General features: G+C 59.5%; 21 protein-coding genes and 1 riboswitch. Of the genes, 5 read left to right on the top strand and 16 right to left on the bottom strand.

Annotated features, from left to right (window positions below; all coding sequences use genetic code 11):
- Window positions 1-227 precede the first annotated feature (227 nt).
- Window positions 228-384: riboswitch (cobalamin riboswitch) on the bottom strand.
- Between the two features lie 128 nt (window positions 385-512).
- On the bottom strand, window positions 513-1,562 hold the full coding sequence (locus ABYM29_RS09025; RefSeq protein WP_372864399.1) for a transporter: 1,050 nt from the start codon (window positions 1,560-1,562) through the stop codon (window positions 513-515).
- Between the two features lie 139 nt (window positions 1,563-1,701).
- Here ABYM29_RS09025 and ABYM29_RS09020 point away from each other — a divergent pair, with 139 nt between their 5' ends.
- Both ABYM29_RS09020 and ABYM29_RS09015 read left to right on the top strand, forming a co-directional pair.
- The gene (locus ABYM29_RS09020) at window positions 1,702-2,964 is read left to right on the top strand and encodes an ATP-binding protein (protein ID WP_372864398.1); all 1,263 of its coding nucleotides are present in this window, start codon (window positions 1,702-1,704) and stop codon (window positions 2,962-2,964) included.
- A 30-nt stretch (window positions 2,965-2,994) separates the two neighbouring features.
- Window positions 2,995-3,534, top strand: coding sequence for a response regulator transcription factor (locus ABYM29_RS09015; protein ID WP_372864397.1), 540 nt, complete (start codon window positions 2,995-2,997; stop codon window positions 3,532-3,534).
- Window positions 3,535-3,552: 18 nt separating this feature from the next.
- Here the strand turns inward: ABYM29_RS09015 and ABYM29_RS09010 are convergent, their stop codons facing one another.
- The 3 genes from ABYM29_RS09010 to ABYM29_RS09000 form a co-directional block, all read right to left on the bottom strand.
- Window positions 3,553-6,501, bottom strand: a complete 2,949-nt coding sequence (locus ABYM29_RS09010; RefSeq protein ID WP_372864396.1) for a choice-of-anchor I family protein — start codon at window positions 6,499-6,501, stop codon at window positions 3,553-3,555.
- 144 nt (window positions 6,502-6,645) lie between these two features.
- The gene (locus ABYM29_RS09005; RefSeq protein ID WP_372864395.1) at window positions 6,646-7,866 is read right to left on the bottom strand and encodes an argininosuccinate synthase; all 1,221 of its coding nucleotides are present in this window, start codon (window positions 7,864-7,866) and stop codon (window positions 6,646-6,648) included.
- A gap of 173 nt (window positions 7,867-8,039) precedes the next feature.
- Complete coding sequence (locus ABYM29_RS09000; protein WP_372864394.1) at window positions 8,040-8,972, bottom strand: alpha/beta fold hydrolase; 933 nt, start codon at window positions 8,970-8,972, stop codon at window positions 8,040-8,042.
- A gap of 139 nt (window positions 8,973-9,111) precedes the next feature.
- On the opposite strand from ABYM29_RS09000, the gene ABYM29_RS08995 reads away from it, so the two are divergent.
- Window positions 9,112-9,414, top strand: a complete 303-nt coding sequence (locus ABYM29_RS08995; RefSeq protein WP_372864393.1) for a ComEA family DNA-binding protein — start codon at window positions 9,112-9,114, stop codon at window positions 9,412-9,414.
- 53 nt (window positions 9,415-9,467) lie between these two features.
- Here the strand turns inward: ABYM29_RS08995 and mmsB are convergent, their stop codons facing one another.
- From mmsB to ABYM29_RS08970, 5 genes are read right to left on the bottom strand one after another with little or no spacing between them, the layout of a single operon-like run.
- Window positions 9,468-10,352, bottom strand: coding sequence for a 3-hydroxyisobutyrate dehydrogenase (gene mmsB, locus ABYM29_RS08990; protein ID WP_372864392.1), 885 nt, complete (start codon window positions 10,350-10,352; stop codon window positions 9,468-9,470).
- Between the two features lie 26 nt (window positions 10,353-10,378).
- A complete protein-coding gene (locus ABYM29_RS08985; RefSeq protein ID WP_372864391.1) occupies window positions 10,379-11,503 on the bottom strand; it encodes an enoyl-CoA hydratase/isomerase family protein in 1,125 nt (374 codons plus the stop codon).
- Window positions 11,503-12,291, bottom strand: a complete 789-nt coding sequence (locus tag ABYM29_RS08980) for an enoyl-CoA hydratase (RefSeq protein WP_372864390.1) — start codon at window positions 12,289-12,291, stop codon at window positions 11,503-11,505. The genes ABYM29_RS08985 and ABYM29_RS08980 overlap by 1 nt, the downstream gene beginning before the upstream one ends.
- The gene (locus tag ABYM29_RS08975) at window positions 12,288-13,448 is read right to left on the bottom strand and encodes an acyl-CoA dehydrogenase family protein (protein WP_372864389.1); all 1,161 of its coding nucleotides are present in this window, start codon (window positions 13,446-13,448) and stop codon (window positions 12,288-12,290) included. The genes ABYM29_RS08980 and ABYM29_RS08975 overlap by 4 nt, the downstream gene beginning before the upstream one ends.
- A 47-nt stretch (window positions 13,449-13,495) precedes the next feature.
- A complete protein-coding gene (locus ABYM29_RS08970; RefSeq protein ID WP_372864388.1) occupies window positions 13,496-14,932 on the bottom strand; it encodes an aldehyde dehydrogenase family protein in 1,437 nt (478 codons plus the stop codon).
- A 153-nt stretch (window positions 14,933-15,085) separates the two neighbouring features.
- Here ABYM29_RS08970 and ABYM29_RS08965 point away from each other — a divergent pair, with 153 nt between their 5' ends.
- Complete coding sequence (locus ABYM29_RS08965; protein ID WP_372864387.1) at window positions 15,086-16,018, top strand: helix-turn-helix domain-containing protein; 933 nt, start codon at window positions 15,086-15,088, stop codon at window positions 16,016-16,018.
- Here the strand turns inward: ABYM29_RS08965 and ABYM29_RS08960 are convergent.
- The 7 genes from ABYM29_RS08960 to ABYM29_RS08930 form a co-directional block, all read right to left on the bottom strand.
- Window positions 15,987-16,769: a PhzF family phenazine biosynthesis protein gene (locus ABYM29_RS08960; protein WP_372864386.1), complete on the bottom strand. Its 783-nt coding sequence runs from the start codon at window positions 16,767-16,769 to the stop codon at window positions 15,987-15,989. The genes ABYM29_RS08965 and ABYM29_RS08960 overlap by 32 nt on opposite strands.
- Entirely contained in the window at window positions 16,766-17,518 is a 753-nt protein-coding gene (gene cobB, locus ABYM29_RS08955) for a Sir2 family NAD+-dependent deacetylase (protein WP_372864385.1), read from the bottom strand. The genes ABYM29_RS08960 and cobB overlap by 4 nt, the downstream gene beginning before the upstream one ends.
- A complete protein-coding gene (locus tag ABYM29_RS08950) occupies window positions 17,515-18,078 on the bottom strand; it encodes a GNAT family N-acetyltransferase (RefSeq protein ID WP_372864384.1) in 564 nt (187 codons plus the stop codon). Before ABYM29_RS08950 ends, cobB begins: the two co-directional genes overlap by 4 nt.
- On the bottom strand, window positions 18,065-18,484 hold the full coding sequence (locus ABYM29_RS08945; protein ID WP_372864383.1) for a VOC family protein: 420 nt from the start codon (window positions 18,482-18,484) through the stop codon (window positions 18,065-18,067). The genes ABYM29_RS08950 and ABYM29_RS08945 overlap by 14 nt, the downstream gene beginning before the upstream one ends.
- A 330-nt stretch (window positions 18,485-18,814) precedes the next feature.
- A complete protein-coding gene (locus ABYM29_RS08940; protein WP_372864382.1) occupies window positions 18,815-19,003 on the bottom strand; it encodes a DUF3094 family protein in 189 nt (62 codons plus the stop codon).
- Between the two features lie 126 nt (window positions 19,004-19,129).
- On the bottom strand, window positions 19,130-20,917 hold the full coding sequence (locus ABYM29_RS08935; RefSeq protein WP_372864381.1) for an acyl-CoA dehydrogenase C-terminal domain-containing protein: 1,788 nt from the start codon (window positions 20,915-20,917) through the stop codon (window positions 19,130-19,132).
- 99 nt (window positions 20,918-21,016) lie between these two features.
- The gene (locus tag ABYM29_RS08930; RefSeq protein ID WP_372864380.1) at window positions 21,017-22,804 is read right to left on the bottom strand and encodes an acyl-CoA dehydrogenase C-terminal domain-containing protein; all 1,788 of its coding nucleotides are present in this window, start codon (window positions 22,802-22,804) and stop codon (window positions 21,017-21,019) included.
- Window positions 22,805-23,066: 262 nt separating this feature from the next.
- Between ABYM29_RS08930 and ABYM29_RS08925 the strand changes: the two genes are divergently transcribed.
- Window positions 23,067-23,300: hypothetical protein (locus ABYM29_RS08925; RefSeq protein ID WP_372864379.1), on the top strand; the 234-nt coding region annotated here is incomplete at its 3' end.

Raw genomic sequence — 23,300 nt, 5'->3', positions numbered from 1 at the left:
CGGCGGCTTTTTCTTTGTCGGCGACCACCGACATCTCTTCAAGCTGAAGGTGCTCGGCAAACACCGGCACACACAACAGCAGTCCACTGCCAAGCAGTAAACGACGGGTATTTTTCATGTTGTAACCTCAAACGTAAAAACAAAAACGCATGAGGGAGGGGACGAGGGAATTCGACAGCTGGCCGTGACTGGCAGAAGAAGTCCAACGCATGAAGCCCTCCGCTTCATTGCAGTTAACTTCTAAAGGCCGGTATCGGGCTCTCATCGAAATGATCACCGTTGCGGGGGCAGCGTTGGATTCACCGAAGCGGTTTACCAAACTTCCCGTTTAACTTGCCAGACACAATATCTGCGTCGACAGGCACCTTTAGAACGCGGCGGATAATACCACAGCCCGCCCACTGTACAAGTTGCTTAGAACAGCGGCGCCCACACCGCAATGACTAAGCCGCGCTCGGCTGAGCGCAGCACACTGCACGTCGACTGCACTGACCGCCAGCCCGGCCGCTAAGCTAAAACGCGTATTGCCAACCCGCCGTCAAGGTTGAATCCAGCGCCATCTGCGGGCCGTCCAACTGCTGGTATACCGGCTCGCTGTATTCCAGCGCCAGACGATGGCCTTTCGCCGCCCCTTTCAAGAACAGGTAATTAACCGACAGCGATAGCTCGCTGCGCTCACCGCCCTGGGCATCGGGGTCGGCAGTGGGCACCATCATTGGATTCAGGTCGTCACGCGCGCCGTCGATATTGCCCCAGGCAGTATGCGTCAGGCGCAGCGCGCTGCTCAGTGCCGACGAAAAACTGTGTGCCAACCAGCCGCTGAGCTGGGCGCGATTGCCGAGACGGTAATCATTGTCGTTGTAATCGCTACGCAGGGTCAGCGCCAACTGAGCACCCCAGCTCACATTGTCAGCAAAGCCGTTGTAGGTCACGCCGGGCAATAAATCAACACTGCCCGAACCCAGCTGCATGCCGTAGGGCAGCTTGGCATTACGCTGCGCAGGGGTGTCGTCGCGCTCGTCGATGCTGCCAGTAGGCAGGCTTACACCGAGGTTGGCATGCAGGCGATGCGCGCCATCGCGCGACTGATAAAGACTCAGCAGCGCCGTAGCTTTGGCGTCGCCCCAACCGCGACTTTGGGTAGTGAAGCACACGCCCATCCGCGTGACATGGTCCATTTCATTGCGCAGATAAGGCAGCATGACCATCAGCGTGAGGGTGTCGCTGGGCGCGTACATGGCACCAAACATATGCATGTCCATGTCCATGCTTTGTGGCGCAACCATATACTGGCCCGGATTCATCATCGTGCCGCTAATCTGCCGCGCGGACAGCGAATCACCACCGTCCAGATTGCCGCCCATCGACATCGTCATATAGCGGTAGGACAGCATCCACTCGCCGGCTTTGTGGATGTGGTCGCCCATCACGCCGATGGGCGCATGAGCCGCCGCGCCTAAGCTGCTGACCGGCGCCCCGCCGCTGTGGGCAAGTGCCGGCAGCACGCCGGCGACAGATGCCAGCGCGACCACGCTGCGGGCAAAGCGTTGACATAGAGGCATCGGCACAAGCTCAATTCAGCAAACGCGAAATGGCCGCCATGGTAGCAAATCGCCGCACCACAGCCCTGCGACATAATGTCGCAACAGGTGAGCACCACGGGTGCAGGCGCTATACTCGACCTTTTTCTGGAGCCTCACCGTGAATTCCGAGACCGCCAATTTGCGCCGCCTGTGCGCGATCCGCAGCGTGGTGATCGCCGGCCAGATTGCCGCTCTGCAATTCGCCAAGGTCCAGCTCGGCTGGCTGCTGCCCTATGTCACACTGGAGCTGTTGCTGGCGGTCACCGCGCTTTTTGCGGTGTTCTGCTGGTGGCGCAGCTACCAGCGCTGGCCGGTTACCGAGCTGGAGCTGTTTGTCCAACTCTGCACCGACGTTCTCGCCTTTACCGCGGTGCTGTATTTTTCCGGCGGCAGCAGCAATCCCTTTATCTCGTATTTACTGGTGCCACTGTGCGTATCGGCCACCACCCTACCGCTGCGCTACACCTGGGCACTGGGGCTGCTATCGCTCACGGCCTACAGCCTGCTGCTATTCTTTTTTGTGCCACTGGCGCCGCTGGAACCCCACGCCCAACATCTGCAGGGCGGCTCGGCACTCAATATGCACACCCTGGGCATGTGGATGAATTTCGTAGTCAGCGCGCTGTTGATCAGCTACTTTGTTTCCGCCATGGCCCGCAGCCTGCGGCGCAAGGAAAACGAGCTCGCCCTGGTTCGCGAGCGTCAACTGCAAGACGAGCAGCTACTGGCCGTGGCCACGCTGGCCGCGGGTACCGCACACGAGCTGGGCACACCGCTGGCAACCATTAAGGTCATTAGCGAAGATCTACAGGACAGCGCCGACGCGGAGGTTGCCAGCGACGCCCTGGCGCTCGGTGAACAAGTGGATCACTGCAAGCAGATCCTCGACAAGCTGGTGAGCACCGCCCGCGACCTCAGCGCCCAACAGGCCGAGCCAGTGTCGCTAAACGATTATTTCGCCAACATTATTGATCGCTGGCGATTGATGCGCCCCACTTGCGAGCCCCAGCTCAATATCGCCACGGACTGCGCCGGGCTGGATATCGCCCTGGACGGCACTGTCAGCCAGAGCATTCTAAACTTGCTCAATAATGCCGCCGATGCCAGCCCCGATGATGTCGCCCTGACGGTGAGCCGCGACAACGACGAGCTGTGCATTGCCATCACCGACCGCGGCCCCGGCCTGCCCGGCGCCGAAGGGCGGATACACCGCGCCTATGTCAGCACCAAGGGCAAAGGCCTTGGCTTGGGACTACTGCTTAGCCACGCCACCGCCGAGCGCTGCGGCGGGCGGCTGCAGTGGCAGCGCCGCGCTGGCGGCGGCAGCCGGCTTGAGCTTCGCCTGCCGCTGTCGGCCATCGCCATACCACTGGCGGAGTGATTGCGCGATGATGAACAACTGGAGGAAGGGATGAGCGAGAAACACTTTCTCATTATCGACGACGACCTGGCCTTCAGCCAGGCCCTGCAACGCTCTCTGCAACGCAAGGGCTATCGCGCCGAGATCGCCAACACCCTCAGCGAAGCCCGCGACTGCTGCCAGCGATTCAGCCCTCACTATGCGGTTGTCGACCTGAAAATTGACCAGGAATCGGGACTGTCGATCATCCCCTATTTGCGCAAGCGCTTTCCCGACATTCGCATGCTGATGCTGACCGGCTACTCCAGCATCGCCACCGCCGTCGATGCCATCAAGCTGGGCGCCGACAACTATCTGCAAAAACCGGCAGGCACAGCGGCCATTCTCGCCGCACTGGAAGAGCATCGCAGCGACAATACCGACGCCACTGCGCTACCCAGTGGCGCCCCCTCTCTGGAGCGGCTCACCTGGGAACATATTCAACAGGCACTGAAAGACAATGACGGCAATATCTCGGCGACTGCGAGACAGCTGGGCATGCACCGGCGCACCCTGCAGCGCAAGCTGCAAAAGCGGCCGGTGAAATCTTAGGCGTTTTTCACCGCTAGCTTATTCTTCCTCGGCACCGGTATCGAGCTGGAAGATACGCACATTGCCACTGACTTCATTGCCAACCACCACATAGCCAACGCTGTCTTTCAAGAAACCAGTGATCCCTTCCGGACCAACATCACCCGTTTCATTTTGCAGATCAGCGGCAAAATTGCGGTTGTTCACATACTGCACAAACTGCACGCCGTAGGGCGAGCTCACATCGTATATCGCCACACCACCGGTGCGCTCCAAGCCGATAAAGGCATACACGCGACCAAGGCTGGCAATTAACTTCAGCCCCTCGGGTTCAGCACCCTTGTCGTCGCTGCGCTCATCGCGCTCGTTGAAATTACTCCCCAACAAGACTTCAGTTAGGCGGGCAATATCAGCACCGGAGTCGTATATCAAATTGCCATTTTCATCCCAGATCGCAAATGAGCGGCCGCCAAAGGCGCTGATCTGATCAATGTCGCCGTCCTGGTCGGTATCGCCGGCTTCACTGCTTACTTTCAAACGTCCCAAACGGCTGTCGTCAGCGGCCGCTGCAGCACTGGGATTGGCGGGGTCGATAGCCGGGCCACTGACTCCGTCCAGTTCGCTGGCGCGACGCTCTTCAGAAAAGCCGGTGTAGTTGCGCGCGTCGCCCTCATTGGCAGTAATAAAGAAATTCTTGCCGCCATTCTGGTAGGCACCGATGCCATCTGGCTGGTACATGCCGACAACGCCCGGCCAGGAAGCAATGCTGACGCTGCCATTATCATTCACGTCCAATTCATTGCCGGGCACGCCGAAGTCCTTGGTGCCCAACGCCAGAATTCTGTCGACACGCGCTTCGCTGAGATCAATCACCGCCACCGCATTATTTTCCTGCAAGCTGACAAAGGCCTCCCTGTTAGTCAGGGCCACGGTGATATATTCCGGCTCCAAATCTTGCGCGACGCTGGCACCTGGGCCATAAACTCTTACGCCCTCCGGCAATTCGGCCGCGCGCGCACCGCCGACATTAAATTCGCTAAAACCAATCTGGGTAACAGCTGCCGCATCCACACCATCACTGAGATCAATCAGCGTGACCGATCCCTCTGGATCGACGCTGTAATCGTCGCTGGGCTCCCCCTCATTGGCCACCAGCACTCGGCCCGACAGCAGATCGAAGGTAATCATATCCGGGCCTGCGCCCACCTCGAAGGTGGCCGCCAGGCTGAGATCATCCAAGCGGTACAGCGCCGCGATACCATTTTGCTGGCGGTCACTGTTTTCTATGGCGACGGCCACGTATTCGCTGCCGGTAGCCACGCTGTTCACGGCCCCCAGGCTTTTTCCTGAATCAGTCGCCGCCGCAGCAATATCCAGCTCGGCACTGAACACCGGTGACAGCGGCGTTGAAATATCCAACACCTCGACACTGCCGCGCTGCGCATTAACGACAAACAACTGATCATTAATCGTATCGGCCGCGACAATCTCCGCGCTGCCGCTGTTCAGCTGCGCGTCGTCACGCTTGTAACTGGCCGACTGCTCGTAGCTAAGGCTTGGGCGCACTGGCGCGGCGCTTTTGATAACAAACGCTCCCAGCGGCAACACGGCAATGCGATTGCGGCGCCCAGCGGCGCTCTGATCGTAAACGCCGTAACGATTATCCTCTACCAGCGCCACAAAATTAGAACTGAGCAAGGCCATGCCCTCGGTGTACTCACCCAGCGGATCGATACCCGCTGGCAGCGGCTTGCTCAGGCTGTCAAAGCCCAGCTGCTTGGTAACAAAGGGCACATCGGCGAGCAAATACTGCTCCTCCAAGCTGGGCGAAGTATTCACCTGGTCCCACTGGCTACCGAGAACACTCACCGCATTGGCCAAATTCACCCGGTAGTATTTGCTGACACCACGCGCCTGCTCGACCACCACCAAGTGGTCGACATCGACCGCCGCCGCCTCCGTCACCGTCACTTCGCTCTGGCTGACGAACTCGCCGTTGTCCAATGCACCCTGGCCATTATGCTTAGTCGCAAACTGCGCAGGGCTGTCCAGGCGATAGAGGTACTCGCCGACGATACTGGCAATACTGCCGTCTTCATTGAGAGCCAGCTTGCCGATACGCACCACCCGCGAAGCGGCCGCAGCGCTAATATTGGGGTTGGCCAGCGGCGCCTCCATCACAAAGTACAAAAATTGATTGTCGGGACTCAGCGCCAGGGCCGAAATACCACGGTCAATCTGCCGGCGACTGAGGATACCCGGCAAGAAATCTTCACTCACCGTGTAACTGGCCGAGGAATAGTCCACCGCGCGGCCCTCGGGCACTTCGCGACGCAACATCCGCCCGTCTTCATCCAACAACAGCAAACTGGGGCCGTACTCATCCGCAACCCAAAAGCGGCCATTACTCAGGCGCACCAGCGCTTCGGGGTCGATGCCATTAACACTGCGACTCAACTCGGTGCCGTTATTATCGTAACCATTTTCACCACCGCCCTGAGCCTGCGGGTTCGGCAGGCCATTGGCGTCTTCAGTGAGACTGGCGCCAATCACAATGGTGTCTAGCTGCTCCAGGCTCAGCTTGGTACCAATACCGCTGAGCTTCCACTTCTGAATGCGCGGCGCGAACTCGGGGATCGCAAAGACCGTGCCGCTGTTGTCGGCACAGAAGTTACTCACACCGATCACCTGCTGGCTGTCAGCACAGGGAAAACTTGGGCCGCGATCACTGAGGGTGTAGAAAATATTATTGCCTTCATCGACCGAGCGAAAAGCTCCGCTACCGATAGACAAACCGAGCGTCAAACTATTGCCACCGCTAAACTGCACCGTGCCCAGTGACTCTTCAACAAAGAACTGCCGAGCGTTGAGCTCATAGCTGAGGCTGCGACCACTGGAGTCGCGATCGCCACTGCAAGCCGCCAGGCCCAGCGCCGCTGTGGCGAGCAGCGTAAATGTCTTTGCAAAAGCCTTGGTTGATCCCATCATCAATACAGTCCCAAATCTGAGGAGTGCGCCGCGGCGCCAATATCGTCATTACTATTGTTGTTTAGGAAACGCCGGCCAGTGACGCCGGCGACGGCCACAGTCAAAAAAGGGGGCTGCGCAGCCCCCTTTATCAAATGCCCAGCCTTAGAGCTGTGAGCGCCCTTTGTTGGCAGCAATCCGCAAACGCAGAGCGTTGAGCTTGATAAAGCCCTCGGCATCCTTTTGATCATAGGCACCGGCGTCGTCTTCAAAGGTGGCGATCGCCTCGTCGAACAGTGAGTTGTCTGACTTGCGCCCCACTACGACCACATTGCCCTTGTAGAGTTTCAAGCGCACGCTGCCGTTTACAAAGCCCTGAGATTCGTCGATCGCCGTCTGCAACATGCGGCGCTCGGGGCTGAACCAGTAACCGTTGTACACCAGCTTGGCATAGCGCGGCATCAGCTCGTCTTTCAGGTGAGCCGCTTCGCGGTCCAGGGTGATCGACTCGATCGCGCGGTGCGCCTTGAGCATAATGGTGCCGCCGGGCGTTTCATAGCAACCGCGAGACTTCATGCCCACATAGCGGTTTTCAACCAGGTCCAGACGACCGATGCCGTTGTCGCCGCCGAGTTTATTGAGTGTGGCCAGCATGGTCGCCGGGCTCAGGGCCTCGCCGTTAAGCGTTACCGGATCGCCATTTTGGTAGCCGATCTCGATATAGGTCGGCTTGTCCGGCGCGGCCTCGGGGCTCACGCTCCAGCGCCACATATCCTCTTCAGGCTCCCAGTAGGGGTCTTCCAGATTGCCACCTTCGTAGGAGATATGCAGCAGGTTGGCATCCATGGAGTACGGCGATTTTTTCTTCTTGCCGGAAAAATCCACCGGGATTTTATGCTGGGCGCAATAGGCCATCAGCGTCTCGCGGGAGGTCAGGTCCCACTCGCGCCAGGGGGCGATTACCTGAATGCCGGGCTTGAGGGAGTAGGCGCCCAATTCAAAGCGCACCTGGTCGTTGCCCTTGCCGGTGGCGCCGTGTGAGATGGCGTCGGCACCGGTCTCGTTGGCAATTTCAATCAGTCGCTTGGCAATCAGCGGGCGGGCAATCGACGTGCCCAGCAGATATTCACCCTCGTAGATTGCATTGGCGCGGAACATCGGGAAGACAAAGTCACGGACGTATTCTTCGCGCAGGTCATCAATGTAGATCTCTTTAACACCCAGCGCCTGCGCTTTTGCGCGGGCCGGCTCGACCTCTTCGCCCTGACCGATGTCAGCGGTAAAGGTCACCACTTCACACTGGTAGGTTTCCTGCAGCCACTTAACGATGACCGAGGTGTCCAGGCCGCCTGAGTAGGCCAGCACAACCTTGTTGATATCCGACATAACGCACTCCGAAAAACGCCTGCGCGCGCCATCGCCGCAGGGTGGGAAAAAGGCCGCCATTTTAGCGTTCTTTGCGCCTCGGTGCCATGCCGCACACGCGCTTGCCGCCCGCTGAGCAGCAATAGCCGGCCCAAAAGCACAGCAATTGGCTGGATTGAGTGCTAATTAGGCCACTAGGCTCGGGGCGAAACGGCACTCTCAACATGCAGTTTGAGAAACGTTAAGTAGTGCTGCAGCACCGAGGCGGGGTCTTCAACCTGCGGATAGTGACCAATGGCCGGCAGACGGGCGAGGTAGTCCAGTCGGCAGCCGAGCTGTTGGTAGCGCGCCACCATATGCTCGCCCGACACCGGGTCGAGCGAACCGTTGATCAATGCCAGTGGCAGCTTCGACTTTTGTAATACTGTCAGCCAGCGCTCGCGGTGCTGACGGCGATCGCGCATATAGGTGATCAAATTGTGGAAGATACGCTTGCCGCCCCGCTCGTTAATCAGCGACCAAAACAGCTGCAACTCCTCTTCCGTCGGCTTGCTCTGCGGCCCAAACACCCGGCTGAAATTTTTGCGAAATTGGGCGAAACCCGACAGGCGGCTCAGCAGCGGGCCAAGCGGACTCAGCAGCAGTTTTTGCGTGAACAGTGCACGATGGGTTTCCGGAAACAGGCCGCCATTGAGAAAGCAGCTCGACAAGCACCGGCCCGCACCGCGCCCCTCCTGCTGGCGAGCCAGCAACTCCTGAGCCACCGTGTCGCCGTAGTCGTGGGCGAGCACATGGTAGTGGCTCAGGCCGCACTCGCGGATCACCGCCTCCACCAAATCGGCCTGGCGGTGAATGCTGTAGTGTCGACGACTCGGCTTATCGGAAAAACCAAAGCCCAGCATGTCCATCGCCACCAGGCGATAGCGGTCACGCAGGCCCGCCCAAATACCCTGCCAATCCCAGCTGGACGTTGGAAAACCGTGAATCAGCACAATAACGGGCAGCCCCGGCTCGCCCTCGTCACAGACAAAAATATCATTGCCCTCGACGCTGATCCGCCGCCCTCTGGCACGCCAATCTTCAAGGGATTGCGCCGTCCACGACGACGTTGGACCCGGCAGGCTCATGGCATTTCTCCCCAGCAATGTTGCACAGCGACTCAGGCTCGCGCGCCCAAGCCACCCAAGTGGCACGCAGCCATACCCCTGCTACACTGACAAAGTGCGCAGCAGCGCACTACAACACTTCATCGACAAAAGGACTTGAATGATGAAAACATCGACAACGCCGCAGTTCGCGGCGACTTTAATCCTGTTTATTACCCTGGCACTGGGCCTCGCCGGCCCGGCCCACGCCCTGGATATCAATACCGCCAGCGCCGCGGAGCTCACCCAGCTAAAAGGCATCGGCCCCAAGCGCGCCCAGGCCATTGTGCGCTACCGGGATCAGCACGGTCCGTTCCGCAGCGCCGAGGCACTGCTTGAGGTGCCCGGCGTTGGCAACAAGGTGCTGCAAGACAATCTCGCCGCCATTGAGCTGCCCGCTTCACCGCGCCCCGAGGGCGAGTAACACTCCCCGGCGCTGGCTGCCCAGCGCCGGGCTTTACCCGCCAGCGCGATACGCTATTCCTGAAATAATTCAATAATCGCCGAGAAATCCCGCGGGCCATTGCCCTTGCCGGCAAAGGACGCATAGAGGCTGCGGGCCAATGCGCCCATCGGCACCGCGCTTTGGGTTTTCAGGCTGTTTTCCATCGCCAGCCCCAAGTCTTTGAGCATCAGCTGCGCCATAAAACCCGGGTGGTAATCGTTGCTCGCCGGCGCTTCCGGCATCACCCCGGGATAGGGATTGTAGTTCTGCAGCGACCAGTTATCGCCGGAGCTGTTCTTCATAATTTCCGACAACACTTGCGGGTCCAGGCCATTCTTGACACCCAATTGCAGCGCCTCTGCGGTGCCGATCATATGCACCGCCAGCAGCATATTGTTGCACATTTTGGCGATCTGACCGGCGCCGTGATCACCGGCGTGAAAGATCTTTTTACCCATATCCGCCAGTACCTTTTCGGCGCGCGCAAAGCCCGCAGCACTGCCACCACACATAAACGCCAGGGTGCCGGCAGCGGCCGCTTTCACACCGCCGGACACCGGCGCGTCGAGCATCTCCAAACCGATATCACTGGCCGCCTGGCCAACCCGGCAGGCGGTTTCCGCATCGATGGTACTACAGTCCAGAAACAAGGTATCGGCCTTGGCGTGGGCCAGCAAACCGCTCTCGCCCAGGTACAAATCGGCAACGTGTACACCCGCCGGCAACATCGTCACCACCGCGTCGGCATCGGCAATAGCCGCAACAGCGCTGTCCGCCGCCGCCGCCCCTTCGGCCACTCTGTCCTGCATGGCCGCCGCCACCAAGTCGAACACGGTGACCTGGTGACCCGCCTTGATGAGATTGGCGGCCATCGGGCCACCCATATTGCCCAGACCGATAAATGCAATCTTCGTCATCGCTGTTCTCCGTTTAAGCCTGGTTGTCAGGCTGACAAATCGGCGAGCGGGTGTTCGGCCCAGGGCGCCTGGAAATGCTGATCAATCAGCGACTGCGGCACCGCCTCAGCGCTGGCGCACTGCCACTGCGGTTTGCGGTCTTTGTCGATCAACAGCGCGCGCACCCCTTCGGCAAATTCCCGATGGCGTACCACCTGCGTCGACAGCATTAACTCGGACTGAAACACCGCTTTCAGACTTAAACCCTCGCTGCGGCGCAGCTGTTCAAGGATCAGTCGCGCGCTGATCATTGAGCCCGCCGCCAGGGTGGCCGCCGCTTTCTGCAGCCAGGGGCTGTCACTTTGCAAGGCGACAATCGCATTGATCAGCGCAACATCGCTGTCTGCACTGCACAGGCGATTAATCTGCTCGACCGCCGGCTCGACATTTGCCGCCGGCAGCGCCGTGGTCGACGCCGCCGCGAAACCCGCCATCACGTTGTGCAGACGCTCGTGGTTGTCCGCCACACTGCTCGACCACAATTCTTCGCTCAGCGCCGCGAGCACCGCGTCGCGCCGAGCGTGCTCGATAAAGCCCTCGGCCATGCCCAGATACACAGCATCGCGGCCGTTAAAGGCGGCGCCGGTCAGCGCTAAAAACCGACCGCACTGGCCGGGCATACGGTTCAAAAAATAACTGCCACCGACATCGGGATACAGGCCGATGGTGATCTCCGGCATCGCCAGCCGCGACTTCTCGGTGACCACCCGGTAACTGCCGGCGGCAAAAATACCCAAGCCGCCGCCCATCACAATACCGTGCCCCCACACCACAACCGGCTTGCCGAATTGATGCAGGGCGTAGTCGAGGCGATACTCCTGTTCAAAAAAGCGCTCCGCGTACTCACAGGGGCCACCGGGATTGTCGACCGAAGAGCGGTACAGCGCCTGAACATCGCCGCCGGCACAGAAGGCTTTCTCACCGGCACCAGCAATGAACAGGCAGGCGATGTCGCTGCGCTCGCGCCAGTCGGCAAGGCGCGCCAGTATTGCCTCAACCATCGTCAGATTGAGCGCGTTCAGCGTCTTCTCAACATTCAGGGTAATCAGCCCCAGCTTCTGGCCGCTGGCCGTACTGCGTTCTTCAAACAAGACCTCTTGCGTGTCATTCATCAGGCGTTTTTCCACTCCGCTTGGCGTTTTTCCAAAAACGCATTAACCCCTTCTTGCTGATCTGCGCTGTCAAACAATTGTACAAAGCGCTCGCGCTCTAACAGCAAACCCTTGGCGATAACCGCATTGCGCGCCTCGTGTATCAGCTCCTTACAATAACTGACGGCCAGCGGGCTCTGCTGAGCCGCCGCCTCGGCCAGCGCCAGCGCCGCCGGCAGCGCCTCCCCGCGCGCCACCACCTCTTCCACCAGGCCGATGCGCAGCGCCGTGTCCGCCTTGAGGCGCTCGCCACAAAGAATCATCCTCTTGGCCCAACCGGCACCGACCAGGGCGCTTAGCCGCTGGGTGCCGCCCGCGCAGGGCAGCAGCCCTACCTTGGCCTCGGGCAGTGCCAGCTGCGCCTGCTCTTCGGCAATGCGGATGTCGCAGGCCAGCGCGCACTCCAGACCGCCGCCCATGGCGAAACCGTTGATAGCAGCAATCGACACCCCGCGAAAATCGGCCAGCGCCTCAAAGGCCTGAGCAAATTTCAAGGCGATATCCTGGGCTACCGCCTTATCGCCACGGGCAAACATGTTTAAATCGGCACCGGCGGAAAAAAACTTGTCGCCACTGCCGGTAATCACCAAGGCGTAGATATTGCGATCGGCATTCAGGTTGGCCACCAACGCGCTCAGGCCGCTCAGCGACTCGGCATCCCAGGTATTGGCGGCCGGATTATTGATCGTCACCACGGCGGCATGGCCGTGCAGGGCCACCTGCAGTTTTTCCGTCGGACTCGGGCTCATCGTATTACCTCCAGTGCGCCGTCCATCAACAGCCGGCGGGCAATAATCACCCGCATAATTTCGTTGGTGCCCTCCAAAATCTGGTGTACCCGGCTATCGCGCACATAGCGCTCCATGGGGTACTCGCGAATATAGCCGTAACCGCCGTGCAGCTGCAGGGCATCGTTACACACCTCAAAGCCTACGTCGGTGGCAAAACGCTTGGCCATCGCGCAGTAACTGCTCGCCTCGGGGTGGGCGCTATCCAGCTTAAACGCCGCCAGTCGTACCATTTGCCTAGCGGCGACCAAGCGGGTCGCCATATCGGCCAGCTTGAACTGGGTGTTTTGGAAATCGGCAATCGCCCGACCAAATTGCTGGCGCTCTTTGACGTAGGCCGTCGCCGCCTCCAATGCCGCCTGCGCCGTGCCGATCGAGCAGGTTGCAATATTGATGCGACCACCGTCCAAGCCCTGCATGGCCATGCGAAACCCCTGCCCCTCTTCACCCAGGCGGTTGCCAACCGGCACGCGAACATTGTCGAAGCTAACGGTCGCGGTGGGCTGGCTGTTCCAGCCCATTTTTTGCTCGGGCTTGCCATAGCTGATCCCCGGGCTGTCTGCAGCCATGGCAAATGCCGTAATCCCCTTGGGCCCCGCTTCACCAGTGCGCAGCATTACCACCAACACATCGGTGGCGCCGGCGCCGGAGATAAACATCTTGCCGCCATTGACCACGTAGTGGTCGCCGTCGCGACGGGCGGTGCTGCGCAAACTACCGGCATCGGATCCGGCGCCGGGTTCGGTTAAACAATACGACGCCAACTGCTCGCCGCTAACCAGCCCCGGGCACAGCGCCGCGACCAGCTCCGGCTGGCCGTAGTGGCCGATCATGCTGGTGGCCATATTGTGAATGGTGACAAAGGCACCGGTAGAGGTACAACCGCGCGCCAACTCCTCCACAATCAGGCTGCTATCCAATCGGCTCATGCCCAGGCCGCCGGCCGATTCGGGGGTATACATCCCCATAAAGCCCAGCTCGCCCGCCTGGCGCAGCGCCGTTTTGGGAAAAATATGCTCGGCGTCCCACTGGGCGGCATTGGGCATAAATACCCCCTCGGCAAATTGCCGGGCGCTTTGTACATAGGCCTGTTGATCGTCGTTTAATTCAAAATCCATACACTCTCTACCGTAGGCTGCCCTATTATTAAACTGGCCGCGGCGAGCTAGCTCGCCTGCGCCGCGACCGCGCGCTGTTCGGCGGCAATGGCCGAGGCAAACAGCTGCTCGTCGGCGGGAATTTGCTTGGCCTCGGCCAATGGCCGCGACACCCAAGTAATATTGACCAGATCCCGCCAGCTGATGTTGTTATTGGTGCCGTTGCCGCCCCAACTGCCGCAGCCCAGCGAAAAGGTCTGGCGCATACCATTCCACAGATTGCCACTGTTCGACGGCGCCTGCGGCTGGTTGACCATCACCCGCGAGGTAAACGTCGCCTCGGCATAATGCAGTATGTTGTCATCATTAGTAGAGTATATGCCACAGCTGTGGCCCTGCCCCTGATAGGCCTGAATCGCATTGGTCATGGCAGTGGCCTGATCGATATTCGCCGCCCGATAAAACGCCATCACCACCGACATCTTCTCGCCGGAAAAGGGGTAGTCCGCACCGGCGCCGGATTCCGGCACAATAAAAAACCGCCGGCCGTCGGGCAGCGCAATACCGGCCATTTGCGCCAATACCGCGGCGGGCTGGGCGACAATTTTGCTATTGATCTGCCCATCCACCCAGATGATGGCCTGCAGCCGCCGCTTGTCCTCGGCGCTGCAAAGATAGCCGCCCTCGGCCTGCAGCTTGGCCAACAAGGCGTCGGCAATATTGTCTAGGGCGACCACCGCATTATCGGCCGAGCACGAGGCGGCGAGGTCTAGGGTTTTCGACAACCTGATGTTCTGCGCGGCGGCGTCGAGATCGGCGCTGTCGTCCACCACAATCACCGCATTGCCGGCGCCCACGCCCAGCGCCGGAGTGCCGCTGGCATAGGCAGCCCTGACCATTGCCGCGCCGCCCGTGGCGAGAATACGATCACACTGCATCATCAGCTCATTGGTGCGCGCCAGCGACGGCTCGTCAATGGCAATCACCAAATCCGCCGGCGCGCCCAGCGCGGCGATGGCCGCGCGCATGTGCTCGCAGATCCGCTTATTGGTGAGCTTGGAACGGGGGTGGGGCGCAATAATAATGGCATTGCGAGCCTTCACCGCAAAAATCGATTTAATCACCGGCGTCGCTTCCGGGTTGGTGCAGGGCGCCAGCGCGCCGATCACGCCCACCGGTTTAGCGATCTTGACGATATTGCGCTCGCGATCTTCCTCAATCACACCGACGGATTTATCGCCAATAATATCGAACAAGGTCGCGCGGGTTTTGTTAGCAATTTTTAGATACTTGCCCTGGTAATTGCCCAGCTGGGTCTCGTCCACCGCAAACTGCGCAAGCGCTTCCGCCACCCCCGGCTTGGCCACCGACCACACCATCGCGGTGATTAGCTCATCGACCTGCTGTTGGCTGTAGTCGGCAATGGCGCGCTGCGCCGCGCGGGAGCGAGCGAGCAGTTGGCCAATATATTCGGCATCGCTGCCCGGCTGCCTATCATTGTGCACCGCATCTCCCCCTTACCCATTCATCCCCCAAACCAAGCAGGACGATATTGCTTAAAGGGTTCTATCAGACCACAGCTGCGACCGCATATGGATTGACTATCTTGAGTATTAGATGGACTATATTGTGCAAATTTGAACACAGCAGCCTCAGCGATGGCGATCACCTCCGACTGGCCACTCCCCGCACAGGGGGTGCGCTTTTTGACCCCCCAGCGCGTTGCCCAACAGCTCGCCGCCCACCCGCTCAGCGAAGCACTCTACCCCCTGGCCATGGGCTACTATCCGCGCGCCGCGGGCCACCGCATGAGCCGCGAACACCACGACAGCTATCTTCTTATGTATTGCATCGACGGCGCCGGCAGCCTGCACTGCGGTGACCGCCACTACCCCATTGGCAGCGGCGACGTCATCTTGCTGCCGCGCGGCTTGGCCCACCGCTATGCCGCCGACCACAAACAGCCCTGGACCCTCTACTGGCTGCATTTTGACGGCCGCCTGGCCGCCGAGTTTTCTCGGCACTGCGGCTTCAACGCCCCCTGTGTACACATCGGCGTACAGCCGCGGATAGTCCGAATTTTTGACGGCCTATCCGAGTTGCGCCGCAGCGCCTACCAACTGTCAGAATTTATTCAGGGGGGCCACCAACTGCAGGCCCTGCTCAGTTATCTCGCACTACTGCTGCACCAGCAGCAAGCCAGTGGCGGCAAGAATCTGGACTGGGAGCGCATTCGCGCCTTGATGCAGGAGCATATTCACAGCCAACTCAACCTCGACACCCTGGCAGCTAGCGCCAATGTGTCGAAATTTCACTTCATTAAGAAATTCAAAGCCTGGAGTGGCCAGTCGCCGATACAGTACTTTATCCATATGAAAGTACAGCGCGCCTGCTATCTGTTAGACAGCACAGCCATGTCGGTCAAAGAGGTTGCCGCAGCACTGGGCTATGACGACGTTTATTATTTTTCTCGGCTATTTAAAAAGGTATTGGGCATTGCCCCCAGTGCCTACCGCCACCACCGCGGCACGCTGCCCGCCGGCGAGGCCAAAGCCGCCGTCAGTAAAACAGCTCACCGGCCAGCACACTGAGGGCGCGACCACGCAAGCCCACACGCTCACCGCGAACAACAATGTCGACGCAGCCGCCGCGACGCGACAGCTGGCGCGCCCGCAACACCTCTCGCCCCAGCTTAGCTTGCCAGTAATGGGCCAGGGCGCAGTGCGCTGAGCCGGTCACAGGGTCTTCGTCAATTCCCACCGCCGGGGCAAAAAAGCGCGACACAATGTCCACTTCATCCCCGGCAGCGGTGACAATCAGGCCGCGCGCTGGCAGCGCAGCAATGGCCGGAATATCAGCGACAAATTCCCGCACCGCCGCTTCGCTGGGTAACTCCAACAACAGATCTTCACCCGCCTCGGCCGCAGCAATCGCCCGGGCACTCAAGGCCCGCGGCCAACCCTCGACAGGCCGCGCGCGCGTTGTGCAGATAGGAAAGTCCATCTCCATCTGCTCGCCATCACGGCGCACCCTCAGCGTGCCGCTGAGGGTGTCAAAGACCAGAGTATCCGCTTCGATCTGACACTGATCCCAAAGCGCGTGCGCCGACGCCAAGGTTGCATGACCGCACAGGGCGACCTCGGCCTGCGGTGTGAACCAGCGCAAGTGCCAGCGCTCACCCGCAGCGTCTAACGGCTGTAAAAAGGCGGTCTCGGACAAGTTGAATTCAGCGGCAATGTTCTGCAATTCCACATCGCTTAATGCACGATTCTGCAATACCACCGCTGCAGGATTTCCCGAGAACGGCTGATCGCAAAAGGCATCAACAATAAAACTCTTCATGACCTATCCCTGTGGTTGGCAAACGGGGGCAATTTTCCAGCAAGAATTTCCGCGCATAGCGCGGGCAACTCGACACTCGCCAGGCCCCGGCGATGCTCGGCAAAAAAACCGCGCTGTGACGAGGCCTCAACATTCACTTCAATGCTGTGAGCGCCCGCCTGCCGAGCCAGCTGCACAAAGCCGGCGGCGGGATAAACCTGCCCCGAGGTTCCCACGGCAATAAACAGCTCACAGGCCGACAGCGCCGCCTCGATACGCGCCATCTGCAAGGGCATCTCGCCAAACCACACAACATGGGGCCGCAATGTGCCTGCCAGGCCGCAGCACGGGCAAGCTCGCTGGGGCCCAATATCCTCGGCAATAGCGAAACACTGACCACTGCGACGGCAGCGCATTTTCAGCAATTCACCGTGCATATGAATAATATTCTTCGAGCCGGCGCGCTCGTGCAGGTCATCAATATTCTGGGTGACCAGCAGCATTTCACCGGAAAATTCCGCCGCCAATTTCGCCAGCGCAAAATGCGCGGGGTTGGGCTGCACCGCCGGCGACAACAGCTGGCGGCGCCGCTGGTTATAAAAGTCCTGTACCCGCTGGGGATCGGCGGCAAAGCCCTCCGGGGTGGCAACGTCTTCAATACGGTGCTTCTCCCACAAACCGTCGGCGGCGCGAAAGGTTTGAATCCCCGACTCTGCAGAGATCCCCGCGCCGGTCAGCACCACGATTCGACCAGTCGGCACGGCCGTCACGGATTGATCTCCACCGGCTTTTCCATAAAGCGGGCGCTGCCGTATTCCGCGCGCAACTGATAGTCGACAAAACCAAAGCCTTGGTAACTGCGCCGGGCGGCAGTGTTACCCTCCAGCACTTCAAGCGTTAATTTGCAGCAGCCCCGGCCGCGCGCCAGCTCTTCAACCGCCGCCAGCATCGCCACACACACGCCGCGGCCGCGCCGCTCAGGCCGGACAATCACATCGTGAATATTCAGCAGCGGCTGCGCCTTGAAGGTGGAAAATCCCTGCAAGGCATTGACCAGACCAATCGCAAGCTCCCCCTCAAACGCCAGAATCGTTAAGGCGCCGGGCTGCGCCGCCAGCGCGGCGCACAGTCGCTGGCGCACGCTGGCGGCCAGCGGCTCGCCTCCGCCCATCGGGTCGGCGGCATAACAGTCCATCAGCGCCAAAATCGCCGCGCAATCTTGCCGGCTCTGGTAATCGGCAGGGCGACAATACCACTGGCTCATTGTGGTTCTCCTCAGTGACTTGGCGGCCATCACCGCGCGGGGATTGATCAGCCTAGCTAGCGCCATCCTCAGCTCCCGGCCCCAGCGGCTGACCAAAACTAAACTCAACAAAATTGCCATCGGGGTCACGCAGCCCGCAGTAGTAGCCGACTGGATAGGGCTCTTCTTTTACCGGCCAGGCGAGAACGCCCGCCGCCTCGGCGCGCCGGGCAATCGCGTCTACTGCCTCGCGACTGGATAGAGCAAAACCCAAATGGGAAAAGTCATCGGCGCGTTGATTGCGCCCCGGGCCGCCGGGCAGTAACACTAAAATAAAGTCGCGCTCGCGTCCCTCCTCGGCCAGCCACACCACGCGACCACCGGGGATGTCGCGCTGGTGACTCAGCCGCAAGTCGGCATAGCGCTGATAAAAATCAATGCACGCCTCCAGGTCGCGCACCTGCAGCGCAATGTGGGTTAAACGTGGTTTCATCTCGCCTCCCTACGCCGCTGACCGGCGCAGTCAATGGACAGCGTATTTCAAGCCGGGCCAATTAACACATTCAGTCGCTGACAACAGCATAGCGCGTGGGCCTATCACTGGCCAAACACGCCGCACAGCTGCGAGCGCTATCGCGCTGGCTGCCAAGCCAACACAGGCAAACAAGAAAACCCACCCCGCCTGCACAGTCATGACGGGCATAGCTCAGGAAGACATGCATGGAGATCGCGAAGAACGATTTGTCAACGGCAGGCGCCGCCACTGGCAAAGGCAGGGCGGCCAAGTGCGAGTGTCAATGACTTCGGCGCAGCGGCCGGCGACTTACTCGATACCGATCAGGGTGGCCAGCCACAGGCTGAGCAGGGTCATCGAGGTGACCGAAGCCGCTAGTATCAGTAGCAATTTGAAGGGTTTGAAGGGCTTGCGCTCGACGTCGTTATACCCGGCCTGCAGGTACTCGTCGACCTTGGCCTGATCTTCCGGATAGAGCTTGTTGTGTTCGTTTTCCATAGAATCACCACTGCGGGTCAAACGACAGGCATTAAAAAAGGCGGCTCCATTATCACAGGATGCCGCCTTTAACTCCAGCTAAAGCGCACCATGGTGGCGCACCTTAGCGGCTGCTAAATGGCCGTTTTACACGAAGGCTTCTTCGGCAATATCCATCAGCGTGCTGCTGCCGTTGCGGATCGACTCACTCAAGCCGCGGGTTTGCGGCAACAGGCGCTGCACGAAGAAGCGCGCAGTCTGCAGCTTGGCTTTGTCGAACTCTTCGCCCTGCTGGCTTTCACCGGACAGTACAGTGCGCGATATCATCGCCCACATATAGCTGAACAGGGTAAAGCCCATCACGTGCAGATACTCGTTCGCCGCGGAACCTATGGCATTGGCATCGCCAGCGGCCTGCTCCAGCACAAACTGCGTCAGCGACTCGAGGTTGTCGACGGCTTCATTGAGCGGATTCAGGAACTCTTCCATGCCGGCAACTGCCGCAGAAGCAGCGCTGAATTCGCGCATTTCGGCGATCAGCGCCTGCAGGTTTTTAGCGCCATTGGCGGCCACTTTGCGGCCCATCAGGTCCATCGCCTGAATACCATTGGTGCCCTCGTAAATCTGCGCAATACGCACGTCGCGCACCAGCTGCTCCATGCCCCACTCGCGCACATAGCCATGGCCACCGAAACACTGCTGACCCAGCACCGTGCCCTCAAAGCCCTTGTCGGTCAAAAAGGCCTTGGCCACCGGCGTTAGCAACTCGACCATACCGGCCGCTGTCGTTTTGGCCTCGCCGTCGCCGAACTTGGCGATATCCAACTGCTTGCCCACGTAGACGGCAAAGGCGCGACCGGCTTCCACCAGCGCTTTCTGGGTCAACAACATGCGACGCACATCGGGGTGAACCACGATCGGGTCGGCGGGGCCATTTTTGTTAACGGCACCACTGGGCGAGCGGCTTTGCAGACGCTCGCGCGCGTATTCACAAGACCACTGATAGGCCGTTTGCGCGGCGCTGAGCCCCTGGATACCCACTGACAGGCGCTCGTAGTTCATCATGGTGAACATGCCCTGCAGGCCGCGATTGATCTCGCCCACCAGATAGCCTTCGGCACCGTCGAAGTTCATCACGCAGGTGGCCGAGGCATTGATGCCCATCTTGTGCTCAATGCTGCCGCAGCTCACGCCATTGGCTTCGCCAAGGCTGCCATCGGCGTTCACTTTCACCTTGGGCACCAGGAACAGCGAAATGCCTTTAGAGCCCGCGGGTGCATCCGGCAATTTTGCCAATACCAGGTGAATCACGTTCTCGGTGAGGTCGTGGTCGCCGCCGGTAATAAAGATCTTGGTGCCGCTCACTTTATAGCTGCCGTCGGCCTGGGGCTCCGCCTTGGTACGGATCATTCCTAGGTCGGTGCCGGCATGGCTTTCGGTCAGACACATGGCGCCGGCCCACTTACCCGAATACATATTCGGCAGGTAGGTTTCTTTCAGCTCGTCAGAGGCGTGGTTATCAATCGCCAGCGCTGCGCCGGACGTCAGCGTCAGGTAAAGGCCCATGGCGATGTTTGACGAGTACAGCATTTCTTCAAACAGCAGCACCAGCATCTTCGGCATATTCTGGCCGCCGTAGTTGGGCTCGCCAGTCAGGCCACCCCAGCCACCATCAGCCAATTGCTTAAAGGCTTCCGGGTAACCCTTGGGCGTAGTCACCACACCGTCGGTCCACTTCACACCTTCTTCGTGGCCAGACTGGCTCAGCGGCGCAATCAGGTTTTCATTGATCTTGGCGCTCTCTTCCAAAATCGCGTCGGCCAGCTCGCGGTTGACCTCTTCGGTGCCGGGCATGCTCTGCCACAGCTGCTCGGCGTTAAACACTTCGTGCAGCAAAAACTGCATATCGCGCAGGGGCGCTTTATATTCGGGCATTGGACATTCTCCATATTCTGTTCTAACCGGACAGCCTACCATCGCGGTTTATACGCAAACGCCCGCCATAGGGCGGGCGCTGCTCGTTCAAGATCAACGCTAGAGGTCGAACGCCTCGGCCGGCATGGCCATCAGGCTATCGGCGCCATTGAGCATGGCCAGCTTGTGCGACTCAGTGCGCGGCAGCAGACGGTCGTAGTAGAACTGGGCCGTCTGCAACTTGGCTTTGAGGAAGTCATCATCGGCGGCGCCATCGACAGCGACTGCGGCCATGCGCGCCCACATATAAGCCAGCGAGATATAACCCGAGTACATCAGGTAGTCCACCGAGGCCGCACCGACTTCGTCGGGGTTCTGCATGGCCTTCTCGCCCAACTTCATGGTGACCTCGCCCCACTCCTTGTTGAGTTCGGCCAGTTTACTAACAAATCCGGCCATTTCCGAGCGCGAAGACTGCTCTTCACAAAATTTATGGATAATCTTGGTGAACACCGCCAGCTGTTTGCCACCAGAGCCCATCACTTTGCGGCCCAGCAGGTCCAGCGCCTGAATACCGGTGGTGCCTTCATACAGAGTAGAGATACGCAGGTCGCGAACGATCTGCTCCATGCCCCACTCGGAAATGTAGCCGTGACCACCAAAAATCTGCATGCCGTAGTTGGCCGACTCCAGGCCCGTTTCGGTCACAAAGGCCTTGGCAATCGGGGTCAGCAGCTCAGACAGCTCTTCGGCGTCTTTGCGCGCCTGCTCGTCGCCACTGAAGTAAAAAGTGTCGACCAGTTGCGCCACCCAGTAGATAAAGGCGCGACTGCCCTCGGCAAAGGCCTTCTGCGTGAGCAGCATACGGCGCACATCGGGGTGAACAATCAGCGGATCAGCCGGGCCATCGGGGTTTTTCGGGCCGCTCAGCGAGCGCATTTGCAAGCGCTCACGGGCATACTCCAACGCGCCCTGGAACGAGGCCTCACCGGCAGACAAACCCTGCAGGGCGGTGCCCAAACGGGCCGAGTTCATCATATGGAACATGGCCTGCAAGCCGCGATTCTCTTCGCCGACCAAAAAGCCCTTGGCACCGTCGAAGTTCATCACACAGGTTGCCGAGGCCTTGATACCCATTTTGTGCTCAATGCTGCCGCAGCTGACGCCGTTGCGCTCGCCGATATTGTTGTCGGCATCGGGCAGGAACTTGGGCACCAGGAACAGGGAAATGCCCTTGGTACCGGCCGGGGCACCTTCAATGCGCGCCAGTACCAGGTGAATGATGTTTTCCATCATGTCGTGCTCGCCACCGGAGATAAAGATCTTGGTGCCGGTCACATTGTAGCTGCCGTCGGCATTGGCCTCGGCCTTGGTGCGCAGAATGCCCAGATCAGAACCGCAGTGCGGCTCGGTCAGGCACATGGTGCCGCCCCAGGTGCCGTCGGTCATTTTCGGCAGGTAGGTATTCTGCAGCTCTTCAGCGGCGTAGTTTTCCAGCAGGCGCGCCGCAGACTGCGACAGACCGGTGTACATTCCCCAGGACCAGCAGCCGGAGCTGACCATCTCGGTCAATACCAGACCCAGCGAGTTGGGCAAACCCTGACCGCCAAATTTCGGGTCGGCGGTCATCGATGGCCAGCCACCCTCAGCAAACTGCTGGTAAGCTTCTTTAAAACCGGTGGGCGTTTTAACGCCGTCTTCCGACCACACGCAGCCTTCCTGGTCACCGACTTGATTCAGTGGCGACAGCACGTTTTCAGCGAATTTAGCCCCTTCAGCGATAATCGCATCCAACAGGTCTTCGCTGACTTCTTCACGGCCGGCCAGGCTGGCGAAATGCGCGTCGGCATTGAGCACATTTTTCAGTACGAAGTTGATATCGCGTAGCGGCGCTTTATATTGCGGCATGATGAAACCTCACTTTGTTTACTGCGAACGAGCTGTCGCTGCAATGTTGACGGTGACAACTATATCGACTTATTTACGTTGCGCAAGACCGAAAGGATCAAAAAAGCGCCCCCCGAAACCCGCAAAAGTCCAACAAAAACTTTAAAAAACAAATAATTACCGAAATAAAGCCGGTCTCTAAGGAAATCTACGGATTTAAGCAATAGACCCAACAACCTTAAGCTGCAGGGCTATAATCACCCGAAATAATAGCTGGAACTCCATGAATTACCCCGCCCACGGCAGCCATCAAGTGCGTTTTTACGGTGATATCATCGTTGCAGAACTGCACGGCAGCTGGAACGAACAAGCCGCCCAACACTACGGTAAAGAGATGCGTGAACATGTGGCGCTGCTCGCCGGACGCCCCTGGTGCCGCGTCGTCGACCTCAGCAACTATGAACTCCACACTCCCGGTGTCATATCTTTAGGAAAGGGCTTCGCCCGCTGGACGGCG

The sequence above is a fragment of the Spongiibacter sp. genome, assembly GCF_041602295.1.
Taxonomy (GTDB): Bacteria; Pseudomonadota; Gammaproteobacteria; order Pseudomonadales; family Spongiibacteraceae; genus Spongiibacter.
The sequence above is the reverse complement of the archived record's forward strand: the minus strand, read 5'-3'. Positions and strand labels throughout refer to the sequence as shown.